Origin of the sequence: Streptomyces sp. URMC 127, assembly GCF_051386535.1 — a bacterium.
GTDB lineage: Bacteria > Actinomycetota > Actinomycetes > Streptomycetales > Streptomycetaceae > Streptomyces.
Genome location: NZ_JBPQTW010000115.1, coordinates 1 through 22,083, shown reverse-complemented (window position 1 = coordinate 22,083; position 22,083 = coordinate 1). Strand labels below are relative to the sequence as shown.

General features: G+C 74.7%; 18 protein-coding genes. 11 read left to right on the top strand and 7 right to left on the bottom strand.

What is annotated here, in order from left to right; translation table 11 throughout:
* The 10 genes from ACSNOH_RS21815 to ACSNOH_RS21770 all read left to right on the top strand — a co-directional run.
* The coding region (locus ACSNOH_RS21815; RefSeq protein ID WP_436723100.1) for a BadF/BadG/BcrA/BcrD ATPase family protein at positions 1-640 on the top strand (640 nt) is incomplete at its 5' end.
* A gap of 475 nt (positions 641-1,115) precedes the next feature.
* The gene (gene melC1 / locus ACSNOH_RS21810; RefSeq protein WP_436723099.1) at positions 1,116-1,514 is read left to right on the top strand and encodes an apotyrosinase chaperone MelC1; all 399 of its coding nucleotides are present in this window, start codon (positions 1,116-1,118) and stop codon (positions 1,512-1,514) included.
* A gap of 61 nt (positions 1,515-1,575) precedes the next feature.
* Entirely contained in the window at positions 1,576-2,397 is an 822-nt protein-coding gene (gene melC2 / locus ACSNOH_RS21805) for a tyrosinase MelC2 (protein WP_436723098.1), read from the top strand.
* 232 nt (positions 2,398-2,629) lie between these two features.
* Positions 2,630-4,021: a hypothetical protein gene (locus ACSNOH_RS21800; RefSeq protein ID WP_436723097.1), complete on the top strand. Its 1,392-nt coding sequence runs from the start codon at positions 2,630-2,632 to the stop codon at positions 4,019-4,021.
* Between the two features lie 26 nt (positions 4,022-4,047).
* A complete protein-coding gene (locus tag ACSNOH_RS21795) occupies positions 4,048-5,037 on the top strand; it encodes a glutamate ABC transporter substrate-binding protein (RefSeq protein WP_436723096.1) in 990 nt (329 codons plus the stop codon).
* Positions 5,038-5,105: 68 nt separating this feature from the next.
* A complete protein-coding gene (locus ACSNOH_RS21790; RefSeq protein ID WP_436723095.1) occupies positions 5,106-6,437 on the top strand; it encodes a hypothetical protein in 1,332 nt (443 codons plus the stop codon).
* On the top strand, positions 6,434-9,001 hold the full coding sequence (locus ACSNOH_RS21785; RefSeq protein WP_436723094.1) for a tetratricopeptide repeat protein: 2,568 nt from the start codon (positions 6,434-6,436) through the stop codon (positions 8,999-9,001). Before ACSNOH_RS21790 ends, ACSNOH_RS21785 begins: the two co-directional genes overlap by 4 nt.
* A 3-nt stretch (positions 9,002-9,004) precedes the next feature.
* On the top strand, positions 9,005-10,300 hold the full coding sequence (locus ACSNOH_RS21780; protein ID WP_436723093.1) for a protein phosphatase 2C domain-containing protein: 1,296 nt from the start codon (positions 9,005-9,007) through the stop codon (positions 10,298-10,300).
* 107 nt (positions 10,301-10,407) lie between these two features.
* On the top strand, positions 10,408-11,778 hold the full coding sequence (locus ACSNOH_RS21775) for a vWA domain-containing protein (protein ID WP_436723092.1): 1,371 nt from the start codon (positions 10,408-10,410) through the stop codon (positions 11,776-11,778).
* Positions 11,779-11,847: 69 nt separating this feature from the next.
* Positions 11,848-13,008 carry an FHA domain-containing protein gene (locus ACSNOH_RS21770; RefSeq protein ID WP_436723091.1) on the top strand — a complete coding sequence of 387 codons (1,161 nt, stop codon included), beginning with the start codon at positions 11,848-11,850 and terminating at the stop codon, positions 13,006-13,008.
* Here the strand turns inward: ACSNOH_RS21770 and ACSNOH_RS21765 are convergent.
* Entirely contained in the window at positions 12,989-14,026 is a 1,038-nt protein-coding gene (locus ACSNOH_RS21765) for a methyltransferase domain-containing protein (RefSeq protein WP_436723090.1), read from the bottom strand. The two genes, ACSNOH_RS21770 and ACSNOH_RS21765, sit on opposite strands and share 20 nt — an antisense overlap.
* An 85-nt stretch (positions 14,027-14,111) precedes the next feature.
* On the opposite strand from ACSNOH_RS21765, the gene ACSNOH_RS21760 reads away from it, so the two are divergent.
* On the top strand, positions 14,112-14,516 hold the full coding sequence (locus ACSNOH_RS21760; protein WP_436723089.1) for a globin: 405 nt from the start codon (positions 14,112-14,114) through the stop codon (positions 14,514-14,516).
* Between the two features lie 150 nt (positions 14,517-14,666).
* On the opposite strand, the gene ACSNOH_RS21755 is transcribed toward ACSNOH_RS21760, so the two are convergent.
* From ACSNOH_RS21755 to ACSNOH_RS21730, 6 genes are all read right to left on the bottom strand, one after another.
* A complete protein-coding gene (locus ACSNOH_RS21755) occupies positions 14,667-15,443 on the bottom strand; it encodes a hypothetical protein (protein WP_436723088.1) in 777 nt (258 codons plus the stop codon).
* On the bottom strand, positions 15,440-15,871 hold the full coding sequence (locus ACSNOH_RS21750) for an acyl-CoA thioesterase (protein WP_436723087.1): 432 nt from the start codon (positions 15,869-15,871) through the stop codon (positions 15,440-15,442). Before ACSNOH_RS21750 ends, ACSNOH_RS21755 begins: the two co-directional genes overlap by 4 nt.
* A gap of 2 nt (positions 15,872-15,873) precedes the next feature.
* Positions 15,874-17,538: an energy-dependent translational throttle protein EttA gene (gene ettA / locus ACSNOH_RS21745; RefSeq protein ID WP_436723086.1), complete on the bottom strand. Its 1,665-nt coding sequence runs from the start codon at positions 17,536-17,538 to the stop codon at positions 15,874-15,876.
* Positions 17,539-17,819: 281 nt separating this feature from the next.
* A complete protein-coding gene (locus ACSNOH_RS21740) occupies positions 17,820-19,322 on the bottom strand; it encodes a Cys-Gln thioester bond-forming surface protein (RefSeq protein ID WP_436723085.1) in 1,503 nt (500 codons plus the stop codon).
* Between the two features lie 269 nt (positions 19,323-19,591).
* Positions 19,592-20,047, bottom strand: coding sequence for a single-stranded DNA-binding protein (locus ACSNOH_RS21735; RefSeq protein WP_436723084.1), 456 nt, complete (start codon positions 20,045-20,047; stop codon positions 19,592-19,594).
* 173 nt (positions 20,048-20,220) lie between these two features.
* Positions 20,221-22,083 (bottom strand): GTPase (locus tag ACSNOH_RS21730; RefSeq protein WP_436723083.1); only part of this gene is annotated, 1,863 nt, incomplete at its 5' end.

The window sequence follows — 22,083 nt, the reverse complement described above, 5'->3', positions numbered from 1 at the left end:
TCAGCGCCTCCTCCTCCACCGGCAGGTCGCCGTGGTGTGCGGGGCGGGCATCAACTGCGCGGGGCTCGGGCCGGGCGGCCGCACGGCGCGCTTCCCCGCGATCGGGCGGCTCTCCGGCGACTGGGGCGGCGGCGTGTGCCTGGCCGAGGAGGCGCTCTGGTCGGCGGCACGGGCCGCCGACGGCCGCGGGGCGCCGACCGGGCTGGCCCGGGCGCTGCCCGCGCACTTCGGCCTTGAGGACATGGCCGCGCTGATCGAGGCGCTGCACCTGGGCCGGGTGGCGGCGGAGCGGCGGCACGAGCTCGTACCGGTGCTGTTCGCGGTGGCCGCCGCGGGTGATCCGGTGGCCCGCGCGATCGTGGCCCGGCAGGCCGAGGAGATCGTCACCATGGCCGCGGTCGCCCTGGAGCGGCTGGGCCTGACGGCGGCCGGGGTGCCGGTGGTGCTGGGCGGCGGCGTGCTCGCGGCCCGGCATCCCCTCCTCCACGAGCGGGTGGTGGCCCTGCTGGCGCGGCACGCGCCGCGGGCCGTGCCCGTCGTGGTGACGGCGCCGCCCGTCCTGGGCGCGGCGCTGCTGGCGCTGGACCGCACGGGGGCACCGGCGGCGGCGTACGCACGGCTGCGCGCGCACTACGCGTAGGCGCACGGGGGGCTCAGGAGGGCGGCGGGAACGGACCGGCTGTGGCCGACTGTGGTCGGCCGTGGGCCGGCCATGGTCGGCAGGTGACCGGCGGGGCGACCGGAATCCGCTATACCGCCGCTTTCTTCACGTCACGTTCACATCGTGAGAGACGTCACCACACCTCACCCCCCACCGGAAGTCTTCCGGTGCAGCCCCCTCACCGCCGCGAAGTTTCCTGACTCAGCGTCAACAACCTCACGAGCCGGAAATTCCTCCCTCCGGCGCTTGTTGACCATTCATTTACCTAATGTCCCAAAACCGGCCAACCGTTTTCCACCCCCTTCCCGATCATGCGAGAGTCCGCCCCGCGTGGATTGATCACGAAATACAACAAGCAACCGTCATCAAAAGGGATTTACGGCTGCATTCGTGACAACTTCCGCCACTGATCGTCCATTCCGCGCCTTGTCGGCGCGTAACCCGAGGGGGACCCATGTCGTCCAACGTCAGCCGACGCGTCGTGCTCAGAGGAACCGCCGCTGCCGCCGCCGGCGTGGCACTGCTCGCCACCGGCGCCCGGGCGGCCGACCACTCCGGTCACACCACGGACCACACCGGCCACGGGGGCCACGGCACCGGTCCCGCTGCGTTCGACGAGGTCTACAAGGGCCGCCGCATCACCGGCAAGCCGGTCACGAGCGGTCACGAGGCCCACCACGGCGGCTTCGCCGTCACGATCGACGGCAAGGAACTGCACGTCATGCAGAACGCCGACGGCTCCTGGATCAGCGTGATCAACCACTACCAGGTCTTCGACGAGCCGCTCTCGCTCACCCGCGCCGCCGTCGACGCCCTGCGCGGCGCGACGCTCGTCCCGATCGCGATGAACTGACCGGCCACTGCCGCACGCACCCGACCGACCCGTACTTCCCACTCACGAGGACACGAACCCCATGGCAGTGCGCAAGAACCAGGCGAACCTGACCGCCACCGAGAAGCGCAACTTCGTCAACGCCGTGCTGGAGCTCAAGCGCACCGGCGTCTACGACGGCTTCGTCAGAACGCACAACGAGTTCATCATGAGCGACCGCGACGACAGCGACCGCGTCGGCCACCGCTCCCCCTCCTTCCTCCCCTGGCACCGCCGCTTCCTGGTCCAGTTCGAGCAGGAGCTGCAGAAGGTCGACTCCTCGGTGACGCTCCCCTACTGGGACTGGACCGCCGACCGCACCACCAGCGCCTCGATCTTCAGCGCCGACTTCATGGGCGGCAACGGCCGCAGCCGTGACGCGCAGGTCACCACCGGCCCCTTCGCCTACTCCACGGGCAAGTGGAACATCAACGTCAGCGTGGACAACCGTCCCTTCCTGCAGCGCGAGATGGGCGCCGCGGGCACGCTGCCCACGCGCGCGCAGGTGGACGCCGTCCTCGCCATGCCGGTCTACGACACGGCCCCGTGGAACAGCGCCTCCGAGGGCAGCTTCCGCAACTACCTGGAGGGCTGGCGCGGCGCGGGCCGCATCCACAACAACGTCCACGTGTGGATGGGCGGCCAGATGGCCACCGGCGTCTCCCCCAACGACCCGGTCTTCTGGCTGCACCACGCCCACATCGACAAGCTGTGGTCCGACTGGCAGCGCATGCACCCCTCCTCGGCCTACCTGCCGGCCGCCGGCACCGCGAACGTCGTCGACCTCAACGACACCATGCGGCCGTGGAACAACGTCACCCCGGCCCAGATGCTCGACCACAGCGCCTACTACACGTACGCGTAAGGCACACGGCGCCGCAGGCGTAGCGCCGCAGGCCCGGTGCGGGGAACCGCACCGGGCCTGCGGGCGTGATGGGGAACGAGGGCCGCCGCGGGCCCCGGTGCAGCGCGCGACCGCACACAAGATCGGACCCGCACCGGTGTGTTCGCGGGCCCTTGCGGCCATACTGCTGGCCGGGCACCTGTTCCCCGTGCGCGGGCGACGGGCCGCCCTCAGCGACCGAGGGGGAGGTCACGTGTCACAGCCGCAGCCGGCGGGGGGAAAGCCAGGGGCGCCCGGCCGCAGCGCCGCCGTCCCGGCGTGGCGCGAGGCGCTCGACCGCCTGCGGGCCGCGGCTGTCACCGAGCCCGGCCGGCTGCGCGTCATCGGTGCCGTCCTGGCCCTGGTGCTCGTCGCGTTCGGGGCGGTCACCGCCTGGCAGGCCGCGTCCAGGGAAGCGGCGGCCGACGCCGTCGTGGACACCAGCCAGCCGCTGAGCGCCGACGCGGCCGCCATCTACCGCTCTCTCGCCGACGCCGACACCACGGCCGCGAGCGGCTTCCTCGCGGGCGGCCAGGAGCCGCGCGCGGTCCGGCAGCGCTACGAGAAGGACATCGCGCTCGCCTCGCGGCTGCTCGTCAAGGCCGCCTCCGCCGGCGAGGCGTCGGGCGAGGCCCGCAGCCGCGTCGCCGCGCTCAACGAGGGGCTGCCCCGCTACACCGGCCTCGTGGAGGCCGCCCGCGCCAACAACCGCCAGGGCCTGCCCCTCGGCGGCGCCTACCTGCGCTACGCGGGCGACCGCATGCGCGAGGAGCTGCTGCCGGCCGCCCGCGGCCTGTACGAGGCCGAGACGCGCCGCCTCGGCTCGGACTACGACGACGCGCAGTCCTGGCCGTGGGCCGCCCTGGCGCTCGGCGTCGTCGCCCTCGGCGCGCTGGCGTGGGCCCAGCGGCGCACCTACCTGCGGACGAACCGGGTCTTCAACCACGGCCTGCTGGCGGCCACCGCGGCCTGCGCCGTCGTCCTGCTGTGGCTGATCGCCGGCCACGCCGTGGCCCGCTCCGGCCTGGAGAGCTCCTACGCCCACGGCGCGCGGTCCCTGCAGGCGCTCACCGAGGCCCGGATCGGCTCGCTGCAGGCCCGCCGCGACGAGAACCTCACGATGGTCGCCCGCGGCGCCGTGCTCACGAAGGACGGCGACGACCAGTACGAGGCGAACTACCGCGCCGGCATGGGCCGGCTCGTGGGCGGCGAGCGGGGCCCGGCCCGCGAGGGCAGCCTGCTGGAGCGCGCCCGCTCGCTCGCCGACGACACCGAGGGGCGCGCGCCGGTCGACGCCGCGATCGAGGACGTCCGCACGTGGCAGCAGCGCCACGGCGAGGTCCGGACGCTCGCCGACGACCGCGGCGACTACAAGGAGGCCCTGCAGAAGGTGATCGGCGACAAGGACAGCACCGGGGCCTCCTTCGACCGGGTGGACACCGAACTGGAGCGCGCGCTCGTCTACGAGCAGGACGAGTTCCGGCAGGCCGCCGACGACGGCCGCGGCGCGTTCTCGGGCCTGGCCGCCGGAGCGGCCGTGCTGACCGTGCTCGGCGCGGCCGGCGCCGTGGTGGGCGTCGGGCGCCGCCTGTCGGAGTACCGGTGAGGCCGGTGCGGCGGAAGGGGAGATCCGTGCGAGAGACCCGGACGGCGCGGCGGCTGCGGGCGCGGCCCCGGACCGCCGCCGCGTGCGCCCTCGCCGCGGTGGCCGCGGCCGTGCTGCCCGCCGCCGGCGGGCCCGCCCGGGACGCCTCGCGTCCCGCGGCCGCCGCGCACGCCGAGCGCTCCGGTGCCGGGGCCGCCGCGGCGCCCGCCCAGTGCACCGACCCCGAGGCGAGCCTGCGCCCCGCGGGCGAGGCCGACGGGCCGGCCGTGCGGCGCATCAAGGCCCGCGGCCGGCTGATCGCGGGCGTCGACCAGAACAGCTACCGCTGGGGCTACCGCAACCCCGCCGACGGGGAGCTGAGCGGCTTCGACATCGACCTGGTCCGGGCCGTCGCGAAGGACATCCTCGGCGACCCCGGAAAGGTCACCTTTCTCGCGATCCCCACGAGCCGGCGCATACCCGCCCTGCAAACGGGCAAGGTGGACATCGTCGCCCGCACGATGACCATCACCTGCGACCGGATCAGGCAAGTGGCGTTCTCCACGGCGTACTTCGAGTCCGGGCAGCAGGTCATGGTCCCCAAGGGGTCACCGGTGACCGCGTTCGACGACTCGCTGAAGGGGAAGAAGGTCTGTACGGCGGAGGGGTCCACGGCCGAGCTCAAGGTCCGGGAGGAACCGCACGGTTCGTCCCTGCTGACCGTCCCCAACCACCTGGACTGCCTGGTGCGGCTCCAGCTCGGCGAGGTCGACGCGGTGGTCAACGACAGGGCGCTGGCGGCCGGCCAGGCGGCCCAGGACCCGTCCGTGCAGCTCGTCGGAAAGCCGTTCACCACCGAACCGTACGGCGTGGCGATGAACCTCGCGGACACGGACCTGGTACGCCGGGTCAACAAGGTGCTGGAGGACTACCGCAGCGGCGGCGCCGCGAGCCCCTGGATGAAGGCGTACGACAAGTGGCTCGCCGCCGACCTGAAGGGGATCACCGCCCCGCCCGTGCCCAAGTACCGGGACTGACGGGCCGGGGAGCACGGCCGTAACGGACAGGCCCGCGGCGCGCGCCGCGGGCGGGAGAGAGGGGATCGATGGCGGTCGCGGAGCCCACCGGGCCGGCCCTGACCCGCGAGGAGGCGGACCGCGCGCTGGCCAGGCTCGGCGCGGAGCACGAGGCCGTCGAATCCTCGCTGCTCGCCCTCCAGGACCACGCGGGACGGCGCCTGCTGGAAGGGGCGGAGCTCACCGGCGAGACCAAGGCCCGGTGGGCGGCCGCCGAGGCCCTCATCGGGCAGCTGTGGGCGTACTTCGACGCCTACACCGCCGCCCTGACCACCGCCCGCGAGCTGCGCGCCCGCCGCCGCTGGCCCACGCAGGCCGAGCTGTCGGAGCTCACCGAACTGCTGCGCGGCTCCGGCATCACCCTGGCCGGCCACGGCACGGCCGCGTCCGGCGCCGCGGGCCTCCCGGCGGGCGCGCCGGGGCTCACGGCCCGGCTCAGCGAGCGGCTGAGCCTGCAGGAGCTGCTGGACCGGATGAACGGCTGGTACGCCCAGGCCCTCGACGTCGTCGTCATCGCCGACACCGTGTGGTCCGCGCTGCCCGCCCGGATCGACCTGCTCGCCGCCGAGCTGCGGCGCACCCGCTCCCTCGCCCACTCGGTGGGCGTGCGGCCCGGCGAGCACCCCTCCGGCGACGACTTGGAGCAGATCACGCAGGAGCTGACCGCGCTGCGCGCCGAGGTGATAGGGGATCCCCTGGCCTTCTGGGCCGGTGCCTCGCCCAGCTCGGCGCCCGGCGGCGGCCGCCCGGACACCACGCGCTACGACCGGGCCGCGCGGGCCCTGGAGGACGTGCGCCGGGAGGTCGAGGCCGTCCTCGACGTCCGGCAGGACGCCGAGCAGCGGCTGATGCGCGTGCGCGACGTCCTCTCGCGCGCGGACCGCACGCTGGGCGAGGCCCGGCTGGCGCGCGTCGAGGTCCTGTCGAAGATCGCCGCGTCCGAGGTGCCGGCCGTGTCGGGCCCGCCCACGGCGCTCTACGAGCAGCTGTCCGCGGCCGCCGACCACCGCAGGCACGCGCGCTGGCACCGGCTGTCGCCGCTCCTGGAGGGGCTGGAGCAGCGCGCGGAGGAGGAGCTGCTGCGCGCCCGCGAGTCGCTGACGGCGGTGACGGCCCCGCTGGCGGTGCGGGCGGAACTGCGCGGCCGCCTGGACGCGTACAAGGCGAAGACCGCCCGGCACGGTCTCGCGGAGGACTCGCTGCTCGTCGAGCGCTATGACGCGGCGCGGCGCATGCTGTGGAGTGCGCCGTGCGATCTGGTCGCCGCCGAACAGGCCGTCCTGCGCTATCAGCAGGCGCTGGCCGAGGCCCTGGCGGCGGGTGCCGGGGAGCGGGCCGCGGGCCGGAGGGGGGAGTCGTGAGCGGAGCGTGTCAGCGGCCGGGGTGTGCCGGTTCGTACGAGGACGTGGGCGGCGGCGAGCTGTACTGCGACACGTGCGGGCTGGCGCCGGTGGTGTCGCCGAACGGGTCGGTGGGCTCGCCCGCCACGGGCGTCGCCGGGGGCGGCGCCGCGAAGGGCAGCGGCTCGCAGGGCGGTTCGGGAAGCGGTTCGGGGGGCGGTTCGGGAAACAGCGGCTCGCGGGGCTCGTCGCCGCGGTCCGGCTCGGCGCGCTCGGCGTCGTCGCGCCGCTCGGTGTCGGGGCGGCTGTCGCGCTCCCGGCCGGGGTCCGAGGGCGGTTCGTCCGCGCCGTCGCGGGCGGTGTCGGTGCGCAGCTCCGGCTCGCTGCCCGGGGGTTCGGGCCGCGGCAAGCTGGGCGCCGGGCTGGTCAAGGTGCCGGAGGTGCCGCGTCCGGATCCGCGGTCGGCGGTGCTGGAGCGCCCGGAGGTCCCGGAGCGGAAGCGGTTCTGCAGCCGCGGCGACTGCGGGGCGCCGGTGGGGCGGGCGCGCGGCGACCGGCCCGGCCGCACGGAGGGGTTCTGCACGAAGTGCGGCCACCCGTACTCCTTCGTGCCCAAGCTGCGCGCGGGCGACGTGGTGCACGGGCAGTACGAGGTGGCGGGCTGCCTCGCGCACGGCGGGCTCGGCTGGATCTACCTGGCCATCGACCGGGCCGTGTCCGACCGCTGGGTGGTGCTCAAGGGCCTGCTGGACACCGGCGACGAGGACGCCCTGGCGGTGGCGGTCTCCGAGCGGCGCTTCCTCGCCGAGATCGAGCACGCCAACATCGTGCGCATCTACAACTTCGTCGAGCACCTCGACCAGCGCACCGGCAGCCTCGACGGCTACATCGTCATGGAGTACGTCGGCGGCAGGTCGCTCAAGGAGATCGCCAACGCGCGCCGGACGCCGGACGGCCGGCGCGACCCGCTGCCGGTCGCGCAGGCGTGCGCGTACGGCATCGAGGCGCTGGAGGCGCTCGGCCACCTGCACAGCCGCAACCTGCTCTACTGCGACTTCAAGGTCGACAACGCCATCCAGCAGCAGGACCAGCTCAAGCTGATCGACATGGGCGCGGTCCGGCGGATGGACGACCAGGACAGCGCGATCTACGGCACGGTGGGCTACCAGGCCCCCGAGGTCGCGGAGGTGGGCCCGTCGGTCGCCTCCGACCTGTACACGGTGGCCCGTACGCTCGCCGTGCTCACCTTCGACTTCCAGGGCTACACGAACGTCTTCGCGGACCGGCTGCCCGACCCGGACCACATCGAGGTGTTCTCCCGCTACGAGTCCTTCTACCGGCTGCTCGTGCGCGCCACCGACCCCGATCCGGCGCGGCGGTTCGCGTCGGCCGCGGAGATGGCCGACCAGCTGACGGGGGTGCTGCGGGAGGTCGTCGCGCTGGAGACGGGCCGGCCGCGGCCGGCGCTGTCCACGCTGTTCGGGCCGGAGCTGCGGGTGGTGGACACCCGGCTGTTCGCGGAGGCCGACGGCGAGGTGTCCGCGCTGGGCGGGCGGGTGCCGGCCGGGCGGGGCGTACCGGGCCGCAGAGCGCTGCCGTTCCGGGCGGCCGGGACGCCCGTGGGCACGGCCGGAGCCGCCCCGGACGTCGCCGCGCTCGACGCCCGCGCCGCCGCGCTCGCCCTGCCCGTGCCGGTCGTCGACCCGAACGACCCCAACGCGGGCTTCCTCGCGGGCCTGATCGCCTCCCACCCCGCCGAGCTGTACGCCGCGCTGCAGACCGCGCCCGCCGAGTCGCCGGAGCTGCGGCTGCGGCGGATCCGCGCCCAGCTGGAACTGGGCGAGGAGGCGCAGGCGTCCCACGCACTGGAGAGCCTGGAGGCCGCCCACCCGGGCGACTGGCGGATCGTCTGGTACCGCGGGCTCCACGCACTGGTCCGCGGCGACAAGGAGACGGCGGCGCTGTCCTTCGATGCGGTCTACGACGCCTTCCCGGGCGAACCCGCCCCGAAGCTGGCGCTCGGCGTGTGCGCGGAGGTCCTCGGGCAGCTGGACAACGCCGCCGAGTACTACCGGCTGGTGTGGGCGACCGACCCGAGCTTCGTCAGCGCCGCGTTCGGGCTGGCGCGGGTGCGGCTCGCCGGCGGGGACCGCCCGGGCGCGGTGCGCGCCCTGGAGTCCGTGCCGGAGGCGTCCATCCACTACACCGCGGCGCGCGTCGCCGCGGTGCGGGCCCGGCTGCGGCGGCGCTCGCCGCGCGAGCCGCTGCTGGACGACCTGGTGGCCGCCGCGGGCCAGGTCGAGCGGCTCGCGGACTTCGGGCTGGACGCCGTGCGCCGCGAGCGGCTCTCCGCCGAGGTGCTGGGCAGCGCCCTCGACTGGGTGCTGTCGGGCTCCCCCGGCGCGGGCGGCGCGGCGCCTGCGGCCCGCCCGGGCGGGCTGCTGGGCCGCGGGCTGGACGAGCGCGAGCTGCGCTTCGGGCTGGAGCGCTCGTACCGCGTGCTCGCGCGGCTCGCCCAGCGCGGCGAGGAACGGATCGAACTGGTGGAACGGGCCAACCGCTTCCGCCCCAGGACATGGGTGTGATCGATGTCGCAAGTGCCGCGCCCCTCACAGCTGACGGCGTGCCCCGCCTGCCGGGAGCCGCTGGACCCTGCCGACAACTTCTGCGGCTGCTGCGGCGCCGACCTGTCGGGGGCGCCGCCGCCGGCGTCCCTCGACGAGGGCACCGCCGACTACCGGCTCGCGCTGCCCGACCCCGGCGCCCGCACGGCCGTGCGGGCTCCCCTCGCGCCTCCCGCGCCCCCGGGCGACGGCCCGCACCGGCCCGGATGGCCGCCGGGCACCGACGCCTCGGCCGGGCCCGGCGCGCCCGACCCGCGCACCGGTGCTGTGCTGGGGGTCCCTCCGCAGGCCGGGCACCCGGCTCCCGGGGCGCCGCCCCGGCCGGGCGCGGGCGGCACCGGGCGGAGCTGCGGGTCGTGCCGATCCGGCATGATCGACAAGGACGGGTACTGCGAACACTGCGGGCATGCACAGCCGCGCGAACGGGATCACATGGAGCACGAGTTGCCAGGCGTCGCGGCGGTCAGCGACCGCGGACTGCGCCACCACCGGAACGAGGACGCGTACGCCGTGTCCGCCATCGCCCTGGCCGACGGGGCCCCGGCCACCGTCGCCGTCGTCAGCGACGGCGTGTCGTCGGCGACCCGCCCCGACGAGGCGTCGGCCGCGGCCTGCGCCGCCGCGCGGGAGCTGCTGGTCACGGCCCTGCCGCGGGGCGAGGACCCGCGGCAGGCCACCCACGACGCCATCCTGCGGGCCGCCGAGGCGGTGGCCGCGCTGGCCGCCCCCGCGCGCGGGCCGCTGCAGCACGACCCGCACCGCCACGAGAACGCCCCCGCCTGCACGATCGTCACGGCCGTCGTCACCGGCGACCTCCTCACCGTCGGCTGGGTCGGCGACAGCCGCGCCTACTGGGTGCCGGAGGACCGTTCCACCCAGCCCGCCCGGCTCACCGAGGACGACTCCTGGGCCGCCCAGATGGTCGCGGCGGGCCTGCTGTCGGAGGCCGAGGCGTACGCGGACGAGCGGGCCCACGCCATCACCGGCTGGCTGGGGGCGGACGCCTACGAGGTCGAGCCGCACACCGCCTCCTTCCACCCCGACCGCAAGGGCGTGGTCATCGTCTGCACCGACGGGCTGTGGAACTACGCCGAGTCCGCCGAGCTGATGGCCGAGGTCACCCCGCCCGACGCCCGGACGCGGCCGCTGGAGTGCGCCCGGCAACTGCTGGCCCACGCCCTGGACGGAGGGGGCCACGACAACGTAACAGTGGCCGTACTGCCGTTCCCCCTGGCGCCCGAGGGGGCAGGATCGGCCTGAGGCCAGGGCGCCCACAGGGGGGATGCAACGCCGGTGCCCGCCCGGCACCGCGCGCCGGTCCGCCCCGGCGTGCCCCGGCACGGACGGAGTACCGAGGAGCGGATCAGATGGCCAACTTCTCCAAGACCGGCGGGCACCGGTTCACGGTCGACGTGTACCAGAACGCCCACCTGCCCGAGGGCGGGCGCGAGGTCGACGCGATCGTCACCGTCACCGCCACGGGCGGAGGAACCCTGGCCGGGACGCCCCTCGTTCCGGCCGTGCCCCACCAGTCGCCCACCGCGCACGGCCTGCGGCCCGCCGGCCCGGACGCGGCCGTGGTCGTCATGGTCGACTGCTCCGGCTCGATGGACTACCCGCCGACGAAGATGCGCAACGCCCGCGCCGCCACGGCGGCCGCCATCGACACCCTGCGCGACGGCGTGGCCTTCGCCGTGGTGGCCGGCACCCACCAGGCGAAGGAGGCCTACCCCGGCGGCGGGCGGCTCGCCCTGGCCGACGCCACCACCCGGCAGCAGGCCAAGGAGGCCCTGCGCAGGCTGACCCCGGGCGGCGGCACCGCGATCGGCACCTGGCTGCGCCTGGCCGACCGGCTGCTGGCGGCGTCCGAGGCGCCGATGCGGCACGGCATCCTGCTCACCGACGGCCGCAACGAGCACGAGGAGCCCGACGCCCTGCGCGCCTCCCTGGAGCACTGCGCGGGCCGGTTCACCTGCGACGCGCGCGGCGTGGGCACCGACTGGGAGGTCAAGGAGGTCACCGCCATCGCCTCCGCCCTGCTGGGCACCGCGGACATCGTGGCCGACCCCGCCGGGCTCGCCGCCGACTTCACGCGGATGATGGAGACCGCCATGGGCAAGGAGGTCGCGGACGTCGCGCTGCGCCTGTGGACGCCGCAGGGCGCCGAGGTGAAGTTCCTCAAGCAGGTCGCGCCCGCCCTGGAGTCGCTCACCGAGCGCCGCACCGACGCGGGCCCGCGCACCGGCGACTACCCCACCGGCTCCTGGGGCGACGAGTCGCGCGACTACCACCTGTGCGTGCGGGTGCCCGCCGCCGCGGTGGGCGAGGAGATGCTCGCCGCCCGGGTCTCGCTGGTGCTGCCCTCGCCTGACGGGGGCTCACCCCGCGTGCTGGCCCAGGGCCTGGTCCGGGCGGTCTGGACGGACGACCTGGCCGCGTCGACCTCCATCAACGCGCAGGTCGCGCACTACACCGGCCAGGCCGAGCTCGCCCGCTGCATCCAGGAGGGCCTGGACCTGCGCCGGGCCGGGGACCTGGACGGCGCGACGGCGAAACTCGGCCGCGCCGTCCGGCTCGCGAACCGCTCCGGCAACGAGGACACGGCGAAACTCCTCGCCAAGGTGGTGGACGTGGTGGATGCCGCGACGGGTACTGTGCGGCTGAAGACGAAGGTCACCGCGGAGGCGCAGATGACCCTCGAAACACGCTCGACGAAAACCGTACGGGTGAAGAAGTAGCGCCGGGCCCGGACGAGACGGGCACCGGCGACGACCGCAACGAACGGCACACGAGGGGGATCAACCGACATGCCGACCTGCCCGAACGGCCACCAGTCGACGGCCGAGGACTGGTGCGAGGTGTGCGGCCACCGCATGTCGGGGGCCCCGGACCGGTCCGCCCCCTCCGGTGCTCCGGGAGCCGGCGGCGCCGTCCCGCCACCGCCCTCCGCCCCGCCCGCCGGGCCGCCGCTGCCGCCCCCGGGCGGCCCGCAGGGCGCCCACGGCTACGGCTTCGGGCCGCCCACCGGCGGCCACGGCGAGGGCGCGCACCCCGGCGGCGGCCACACGGGGGACACCACCGTGCAGGCGGAGCTGTGCCCGCACTGCCGCACGCCCCGCGAGGCACAGGCGCCCTTCTGCGAGGAGTGCCGCTACAACTTCCTGACGCGCACGGGCGCCGCCTCCTTCGGACCGCCTCCGCCGCCGGCCCCGCAGGGGCTGCAGTCGGCGCCGCCGCCCCCGCCGCAGCACACCCAGCCGCCGCAGTCGTACGAGTACTACGGCTCACGTCCCTCACGGATCAACCGCCCGGCGGAGCCGCTCACTCCGGAGACGCACCCGGCCTCGCCGTACACCGACCCGGGCCGTCCGCAGTCCCCCTACGCGGACTCCCCCTACGCGGACTCCGCCGGGTCGCCCTACTCCGAGTCGCCGGCCTACGCCGACGGCCCCGACGGCGACTGGATGCTGCCGCCGCCCGGCACGCCCGCCGGGCCGCCCGCGCCGCCGTACGACTACGAGCGCGGGGCGACGGGCGGCGTGCCGGGGCAGCAGAGCGCGCCGGCCGGCTGGACGGCCGTCGTGGCGCCCGACCGCGAGTACTTCACGGCGATGATGAACCGCAGCGGCCCCGAGGCCGCCGGGCTCAACCTGCCCGCGTACTCCCCGGAGCTCCAGCTGCAGCTGACCGGGCCGCAGGTCACGGTCGGCCGGAAGCGGCACAGCACCGGCGAGTCCCCGGACATCGACCTGTCGCGCCCGCCGGAGGACCCGGGCGTCTCGCACCAGCACGCGATGTTCGTGCAGCAGCCGGACGGCGGCTGGGCGGTCGTCGACCAGGACTCCACCAACGGCACGACGATCAACGGCTCGGAGACGCCGATCCAGCCCTACGTGCCGGTGCCGCTGCAGGACGGCGACCGGGTGCACGTGGGGGCCTGGACGACGATCACGCTGCGCCGGGGCTGACGCCCGCCGGTCCCGCGGCGCCGCCCAGCGGCCACCGGTAGGGCCCGTCCGGATGGTCCAGCCAGGCCCACTGGGCGTCGTCCGCGACCGAGACGCCGTAGCGCTCCCGGCCCGGGCGGCCCAGGGCGCGCCACAGCTGGTGGGCGTCGCCCGGGTCCAGCACGCCCGCGGTCAGCGCCAGCAGGAAGCGGAAGCGGTCGCTCTGCAGCAGCCGGAAGGGCAGGCCCCGCACGCGCGGCACGGGCGCTGGCGCGGCGCCGCGCAGCGGGACGAAGTAGGCCGGGGTGCGCAGGAAGCGGCCCTCGGCGTGGGTGGCGTTCTTGACCCGCAGCGCGACCAGGCCGGTGGCGAGCGGGGCGAGGACCAGGCCGTCGGGCCGGGTCTGGGCGAGCCACGCCGGCGGCACCCGGCTGATCGCGCAGGTGGCCAGGATCCGGTCGAAGGGGGCGCGCCACGGGCAGCCGAACGCACCGTCGCCCGTGACGACCTCGGGGTGGAAGCCGGCCTCGGCCAGGCGGGCGCGGGCGGGCCCGGTGATCTCCGGGTCGAGGTCGACGGTGGTGACCTTGCCGTCGCCGAGGCGGTGGCAGAGCAGGGCCGCGTTGTAGCCGGTGCCCGCGCCGATCTCCAGGACGGTGTGGCCGTCCTGGACGTTCAGGGCGGCGAGCATCTTCGCCATGAGGGAGGGCTGGCTGCTGGAGGAGACCAGCTCGCCGTCCTTGACGTGGGTGGCGAGCGGCTCGTCGGCGTACGCGCCGACCAGCCAGTTCTCGCGGCGCAGGAGGTCGGAGTCGTCGCCGGAGAGGCGCTGGTAGCCGCCGACGACTCCGACGTAGTAGACGGGGACGAACAGCTCCCGGGGCACTTCGGCGAAGGCGCGCCGCCAGCGGGGGTCGGTGAGCTCGCCGGCTTCCTGCAAGCTCCTGACGAGCCCGGCCCGCAGTGCGGCGGAGAGCTCGGCGTCCCCTTTCCCGTGGGTACGGCTCTCATCGGTACGGCTCGCATGGGTACGGCCCATGCCTCCACTGTGCGCCGTGGCCGCCGGGCGGGCCAAAGGACCTACGTCCCCCGTCCTCGGCCGGTCCGTCTGAGACCATGGAGGGGTGATGGAGATTCCGCGCGGCACCCTTCAGGAACAGACCTTTTACGAGCAGGTCGGCGGCGAGGAGACCTTCCGGCGCCTGGTCCGCCGCTTCTACGAGGGCGTGGCCGGGGACCCGCTGCTGCGGCCGATGTACCCGGAGGAGGACCTCGGCCCGGCCGAGGAGCGCCTGGTGCTCTTCCTCATGCAGTACTGGGGCGGGCCGCGGACGTACAGCGAGAACCGGGGCCACCCGCGGCTGCGGATGCGCCACGCGCCCTTCACCGTGGACCGGGCCGCGCACGACGCGTGGCTGCGCCACATGCGCGACGCGGTGGACGAGCTGCAGCTCGCTCCGGAGCTGGAGAAGCAGCTGTGGAACTACCTGACGTACGCGGCGGCGTCGATGGTGAACACCAGCTCGTAAATCAGCCCGTCCGGCGATTGAGGACGAGCGCGTTCAGCGCGACAGGGGGACCAGGGGGCCGAAGCCCCCGGTTCGGGCCTGCTCAGGGTCAGGGCCTGCTCAGGGTCAGGGCCTGCTCAGGGTCAGGGCCTGCTCAGGGTCAGGGCCTGCTCAGGCAGGGGTGACCGTCAGCCCCGGCAGGCCGCCGGTCCGTACGGCGACCGAGCCGTACGGCGTGGTCAGGCGCAGCCACCCGGACGCCGCGAACAGCGCCACCGGCTCTTCCGGCGCGAGCGCCGTCCCCGCTGTCACCGCCGTGGCCGCCGTAGCCGTGCGGCCCGGGGCCTGGGCGGCCACCGCCGCCCGGGCGGGCCGCAGGAAGCCCAGCGACTGCGCCGCGTGCACGGCACGCAGCGGCAGCGCCGTGTCACCGAGCGTGCGGGACCAGATCTCGCGGCCGATGCGGTCGCGCTCGACGCGCGTGCGCCGGTGCTCGGGCAGGGCTTCGTCGCGCGCGCGGAACTCCGCGACCGCCGCCCCGACCGCGCCCCGCAGGGCCTCCTGGCCGGGCAGCCCCGGCACGCGCCGCCAGCCGCCGCGGGGCGGCAGCACCCCGGCCCAGGGCGGGCCGGTGACGGCGTCGGGGACGGTGATCTCCAGCTCGCCCGAGGGCGCGGCGGGCGCCGCGTCCAGGGCGTCGGCGAGCTGCCCGGCCGAGACGGTGACGTCCAGCGCCCCGCCGTGGGCCAGCCGGGCCGTGCGCACCGCCAGCACCTCGAAGGAGGGCGGGCGGCCGAAGACGCCGAGGACGCCGTCGCCGGCCTGCAGCCGGACGACGGCCGCCCGGTCGTAGTGGATCAGCCGGGCCAGGAAGGCGACCAGGTCGGCCGCCTCCCGGGCGTCGGCGAACCGCAGCCGGTGGCCGGGCGGAGGCTGGAGCCCCGTCATGCGGCGACGGCCTCCTCCGCGGCGTCGTCCCGGAACTCCTCCAGGAACATGCGCTCCTCGTCGGTGATCCGGCGCGGCCGGCCCGCCTCGAAGTCGAAGGGGACGACGACGGTGCTCGCGCGGACGTAGACGTGGTCCTCGTCCTTGACCTCGTAGGCGACGGTCAGGGATGCGGCGCCCACCCTGGTCACCCAGGTCTCCACGGTCACCGGGGCGTGCCGGTGCACCAGGGGACGCAGGTAGTCGATCTCGTGCCGGGCCACGACGGACCCGCCCTGGAACGACGTGCTCCCCTCCCCCGGCGCCAGCCGGAACATGAAGTCGATCCGTGCCTCTTCGAGGTAGCGGATGAAGACCGCGTTGTTGACATGGCCGAAGGCGTCCATGTCGGACCAGCGCAGGGGGCAGGAGTAGAGGTGACGCGCCACGGTCAGCCCCGGGTGAGCTTCTTGTAGGTGGCGCGGTGCGGACGGGCGGCGTCCGGGCCGAGGCGCTCGATCTTGTTCTTCTCGTAGGACTCGAAGTTGCCCTCGAACCAGAACCACTTGGAGTCGCCCTCGTACGCCAGGATGTGCGTGGCCACTCGGTCCAGGAACCAGCGGTCGTGGGAGACGACCACGGCGCAGCCCGGGAAGTCCAGCAGGGCGTTCTCCAGGGAGGAGAGGGTCTCGACGTCGAGGTCGTTGGTCGGCTCGTCGAGGAGGAGCAGGTTGCCGCCCTGCTTGAGGGTCAGCGCCAGGTTCAGGCGGTTGCGCTCACCACCGGAGAGCACGCCGGCCGGCTTCTGCTGGTCCGGGCCCTTGAAGCCGAACGCGGAGACGTAGGCACGGGAGGGCATCTCGACCTGGCCGACGTTGATGTAGTCCAGCTCGTCGGAGACGACGGCCCACAGCGTCTTCTTGGGGTCGATGTTGGAACGGCCCTGGTCGACGTAGGAGATCTTGACCGTGTCGCCGACGCGGATGTCGCCGGAGTCCGGGGTCTCCAGGCCCTGGATCATCTTGAACAGCGTGGTCTTGCCGGCGCCGTTCGGGCCGATGACGCCCACGATGCCGTTGCGCGGCAGGGTGAAGGACAGGTCGTCGATGAGGACCTTCTCGCCGAAGGCCTTGGAGAGGTTGTTGACCTCGACGACGACGTTGCCCAGGCGCGGGCCCGGCGGGATCTGGATCTCCTCGAAGTCCAGCTTCCGCATCTTCTCCGCCTCGGCGGCCATCTCCTCGTAACGGGCGAGGCGCGCCTTGGACTTGGCCTGGCGGCCCTTGGCGTTGGAGCGGACCCACTCCAGCTCTTCCTTGAGGCGCTTCTGGCGCTTGGCGTCCTTCTGGCCCTCGACCTTCAGGCGCGCGGCCTTGTTCTCCAGGTAGGTGGAGTAGTTGCCCTCGTAGGGGATGGCGCGGCCGCGGTCGAGCTCGAGGATCCACTCGGCGACGTTGTCCAGGAAGTACCGGTCGTGGGTGATCGCCACGACGGTGCCCGCGTACTTGGCGAGGTGCTGCTCCAGCCAGTTCACCGACTCGGCGTCGAGGTGGTTGGTGGGCTCGTCGAGGAGCAGCAGGTCGGGGGCCTCCAGCAGGAGCTTGCAGAGGGCGACGCGGCGCTTCTCACCACCGGAGAGGTTGACGACCGGCCAGTCGCCGGGCGGGCAGCCCAGGGCGTCCATGGCCTGCTCCAGCTGGGCGTCGAGGTCCCAGGCGTTGGCGTGGTCGAGCTCCTCCTGGAGCTTGCCCATCTCGTCGAGCAGGGCGTCCGAGTAGTCGGTCGCCATGAGCTCGGCGATCTCGTTGAACCGGTCGAGCTTGCCCTTGATCGCGGCGACGCCGTCCTGGACGTTCTCCAGGACCGTCTTGGACTCGTCGAGCTTCGGCTCCTGCATCAGGATGCCGACGCTGTAGCCCGGGGACAGGAACGCGTCGCCGTTGGACGGCTGCTCCAGACCGGCCATGATCTTGAGGACGGTGGACTTACCGGCACCGTTGGGGCCGACCACACCGATCTTCGCACCGGGCAGGAAGCTCAGCGTCACGTCATCGAGGATGACCTTGTCGCCGTGCGCCTTGCGCGTCTTGCGCATGGTGTAGATGTACTCAGCCAAGAGAAACCGTCCGGCAATCGAGAAGGGCCAATGTGCGGCTCCGCCGCGTGAGGGCAGATACACCCATCTTGCCGCACCGGACGCCCGGGGCGGAAACCCGATACGGACGCGGGCGGCTCGCGGGCCGCGGGCGGGCGGCCACCGGAGGGCGCGGAGGCCCTCCGGGCGCCCGGGGCGGGGGGCGTGGTGCCGCGCCGCGCGACTCCGGGGGGATGCCCGGGGGCCGCCCCGCCAGCCTGGGGAGATGCCCGGGGCCCGCCGCGCGGCCCGCGCGCCGGGGCTCATTCCCCGGAAGCCGCCCGCTCCCTGCGCAGCAGGTAGACCGCGCCGCTGCCGGCGACGATCAGGGCGATCGCTATCCCGGCGATCGTGGGCGTGGTGTTGCTGCCGCCGGTCGCGGCCAGGTCACCGTCGGCCCTGACCGCGGCCTTGCCGGTGCCGCCGCCCGCCGAGGCGGGGCTCATACGGGAGGCCAGGGTGGCCTTGGTGCCGCCGTCCCCGCCCTCACCGGCCGCCGCGGCGCCGGAACCGGCACCGTCTTCTCGCTGCCCGGCCGCCGTGCCGCCTCCGGCCGGGGGCGCGGCCGCGGTGGCCGCGAAGGTCGCGCAGTCCATGATCCCGGAGAAGGTCCTGGACAGCCCGCCCGGCCCCGTGATCGTGAACCGGTAGGCCCGGTCCTCGCCGACCTTCACCAGCGTGGTCTCGGAGCGGCCGGGGGCGACGGTGTGCGTCCGGCCGGCCAGCTCGTAGGTGAAGGGGGCGTCGCCCTGGTTGTCGGCGGTGACGTCGACGCCGCCCTTGGCGCAGTTCTTGCGGGCGGAGAGGGCGGGGGCCGCGCCCTTGGCCGTCCAGTGCGCGGTGGCGCCCGCGGAGACCATGCTCTCGCTGGAGCCGGCCAGGATCTGCGTCTGGGTGGTGGTGTGGTCGCCGACGAAGACCCGGCCGACGGGGACCTTGGCGGCGCCCGAGGCCTTCAGCGACATGGACCCGTCGGGGGCGCCCGCCGGCACGTCCACGTAGAACTCGCCGCCGTTGCCCGTGGCCGCGACCGGCTTGCCGTCCTTGTCGACGATCTTCACGCCCCGCTCCGCGGCATCACCCGAAGGCGTGATGGTGACACTGCTCGCCGTGGTCCGCACGGTGACCGGGCCGAGCTTGCGGCCGGGCTTGCCGGAGAGCGCCGAGGGGGTCAGGGTCAGCGACGCCTCGGGCTCCTCGACGTCCTTGGCGGTCTTGTAGAGGTAGTCGGCGAGCTTCGCGGCCGCGGGGTCCTTGGCGTCGACCTTGGCCGAGTCCGAGTACCGCCAGATGGCGACCTGGGTGCCGGCGGCGGCGGTGTTCGCGTCGAGCGGGCCCGAGCCGGCGTCCTTGGCGAGCGCGGCGAGGTCGTTGACCTGCGGGTAGGAGTGCTGCAGGATCCAGCGGATCTTCCCCGCGTCCTTGTTGGCGTGCAGGGAGGACTCGGCCGCGCCGGCCTCGCGGTAGCGGGCGCCGTTCACGGTGTTGGTGAGGATGTCGACGCAGTACGTCTGCAGCGAGCCGCCGCCGTCGACCTTCATCTCGAACAGGCCCGCCGGGATCTCGGCCGTCCGGCGCCGGTCGTGCACCACGACGCCCGACCCGGCGGTGATGCTGCCGAGCGTGGCGGTGACGCCCCCCGGGCTCTGCGGCGCGTCGTCCGCGGCGGCGGGGCCCGCCGCGGCTATCGTGCCCACCGCGGCCAGTCCCGCCGCCAGGCAGGCTGCGGCAAGGCGGGCTACTCCCCGCCCCCTGACAGAAATCATCGACTTCCTTCCGGGCGAACGCAGATCCAGTCGGCGCGCCTCGCCACCGAACTCAAGACTCAGAAGCCCCCGTTGCACGCTGTCGCTCGCAGCCGATGACACGTCGCCGCGGCCCCCCGTTGCACGTTGCTGTGAACGTGATCTTAAGGAGCGGGCGGAGCGCCATCCCCACGCGAGGGGCCGCTCAATCGATCCGAATCGGAATCGTTACCAGCGGGCCGCGGCCCGACCTGGCAATATCGATAAATCGCCGGGACAAACCGGCTGTTTCAGAACGGTGCGGCCACGGCGCCGACGGCCTCACCGGCCGGATCCGGAACGGCCGGCGAGGCCGGAGCGGCCGCTTCCGCCGGCAGCGGCTTCGCCGGGGAGACCCTGCGGAAGACCGACGTGCCCCGGCTCAGGTCGTGGCCGATCGACACGGCGTCAATGTCCGCCGACACCCACCGCTTTCCCTCGCGCTCCTCCTCGCGGATGCGCAACTTGCCCTGGACCACGACCGGTTCCCCCACGCCGAGCGACGCCACCACGTTGGCCGCGAGCGCGCGCCACGCCCACACGGTGTAGAAGCTCGTGTACGCGTCCGCCCACTCCTCCTTGGCCCGGTCCCAGCGGCGCACCGACGCCGCCAACCGGAACCGGGAGGACGGCGAGCCGTTCGCCGCCTCCCTGAAGTCCGGCTCCGTCGCGACGTTTCCCACGACCGTCACCAGCGTCTCGTTCATACGGATCCCCCCCGTTTTCGCGTTTCCGTTCGCGCTCTCGTTCGTGCGCTTCGTGGAGCCATGCTGCCGCCGTTCGCGAGATCCCGCCGAGGGCTGTGGACGACGGAGCGTTTGTGGACAACTCCGTCACCCCTTGGGGGCATCCGGTGCGCCCCCCCCCCCGCGGGCCTCCCTCACGCCTCCCCGGCCGCGATCACGTACTGCGCCCGGACTTCCTGATACCGCAGCAGCTCCGCGGCGACCGGCTCCAGCACCCGCTCCCGCCCGCAGCCCGCCGCGGCGTTCCGCAGCCGCCGCTCCGTCTCCAGCCCGTAGCGGCGGGCCGGTCCCCGCGCCATCGCCCGGCAGCACCAGGCCAGGGCAGGGCCGCTCGCGACGGCGCCGGCCAGCAGGAGCGCGGGGATCCACCACTCACCGCCCCAGACGCCGGTCAGCAGGCCCACCAGCCACGCCGCGGTGAGCACCTGCAGCGCCGACAGCACCCACTGCACCGCGGCGGCCACCGCCCACCAGCCGGGCCGGACCGGCCGTGCGGGGCCGCCCGCACGCGCCCGCCGCCCGCCGATGATCCAGCCGCCCGCCCGGCCTCCCGTACGTCCGCCGTCGCGCTCGCACGCCTCCGGCGACCCGGCCTGGCGTCCCACGCTCGTGCACCAGGCGCTCGCCCGGCGCGCCCCGGTGCGCCACATGCCCGGGCGTCCCGGCCCTGCGGCGGCCATCGCGGCGGCAGCGGCGGCGGAGGCCGCGTCAAGGGCCTCCGCGAGGCCCTCGGCCCCGCGCCGCGCCGCCTCGCGCACGGCCAGGGACCAGGGCTCGGGAAGCCCCGTGGACGCCTCGTAGGCGAGGGCGCGGACGGCCTGCTCCACGAGCGGACGGGAGACGGCGCGGCATACGGAGGGGGCGGCGCCCGCCTGGGGCTCAGTGACTACCTCATCAGGCACTCTTGACTCAGCGATCGCACCAGAACCATTGACCCCACCCGTCACCTTCCGTCCCACCCTCCCCCGTACATACCACCGATGCGCCCTCTTCCAGGGCGTCCCGCACGCCCGTCCGGCGTCCCGCAGCCACCCGCGTTCCGCCGCGAGGCCCGCCGCCTGCGCCCCCACCGCCTCGGCCAGCCGGTCCTCGAACTCGTGCCGGGCCGACTCCGTGAGTCCCGGCCGCCCGTCGGCGACGTACGCGCTCCGCAGCCGCGCCGAGACCCCGTCGACGTCGGCCGTCAGCCTGCGCAGGGCGGCGCCGCGCGAGGCGGTGAACCGGCCGAGGCTCTCGCGCAGTTCCCCGACGCCGTCGCCGGTGAGGGCGGACAGGGCCAGCACCTCGGCGCCCGGTTCGCCGTGCTCGCCGAGGGCGATGCCGTCGTCGTCCAGGAGCCGCCGCAGGTCGTCGAGGACCTGGTCGGCCGCGTCCGTGCCCAGCCGGTCGGTCTGGTTGAGGACGATGAACGACACCTCGGCGTAGCCGGCGAGCGGCCGCAGGTAGCGCTCGTGGAGGACGGCGTCCGCGTACTTCTCGGGGTCGACGACCCAGATCACCGCGTCGACGAGCCCGAGGAGCCGGTCGACCTGCTCGCGGTGGCCCGGGGAGGCCGAGTCGTGGTCGGGCAGGTCGAGCAGGACGAGCCCGTTGAGGGCCGGGTCGTACGGGCGGACCGGCTGCCTCCGCGAGCGGGCGGGGATGCCGAGCCGGTCGAGCACGCCGTCCGCGCGCTCGGGCTCCTCCGTCCACACGCAGGCCACGGGCGCGGCGGTGGTGGGGCGGCGGACGCCCGCCTCCGAGAGCTGGGCCCGGGCGAGCGCGTTGAAGAGCGTGGACTTGCCGCTGCCGGACGCGCCGGCGATGGCGACGACGGTGAGGTCGAGGGGGTGCCGCTGCCGTGCGACGGCCTCGTCCAGTACGCGTCCGGCCTCGGCGAGCGTCCGCCGGTCCAGCCGGGCGCGGGAGAGGGCGACGAGCTCGCGCAGGGCGTCCAGGCGCGGCCGGAGGAGGGTGGCGCCGGGGTGCGGCGCGGGCGCGGACGGGGGGCGCGGGAC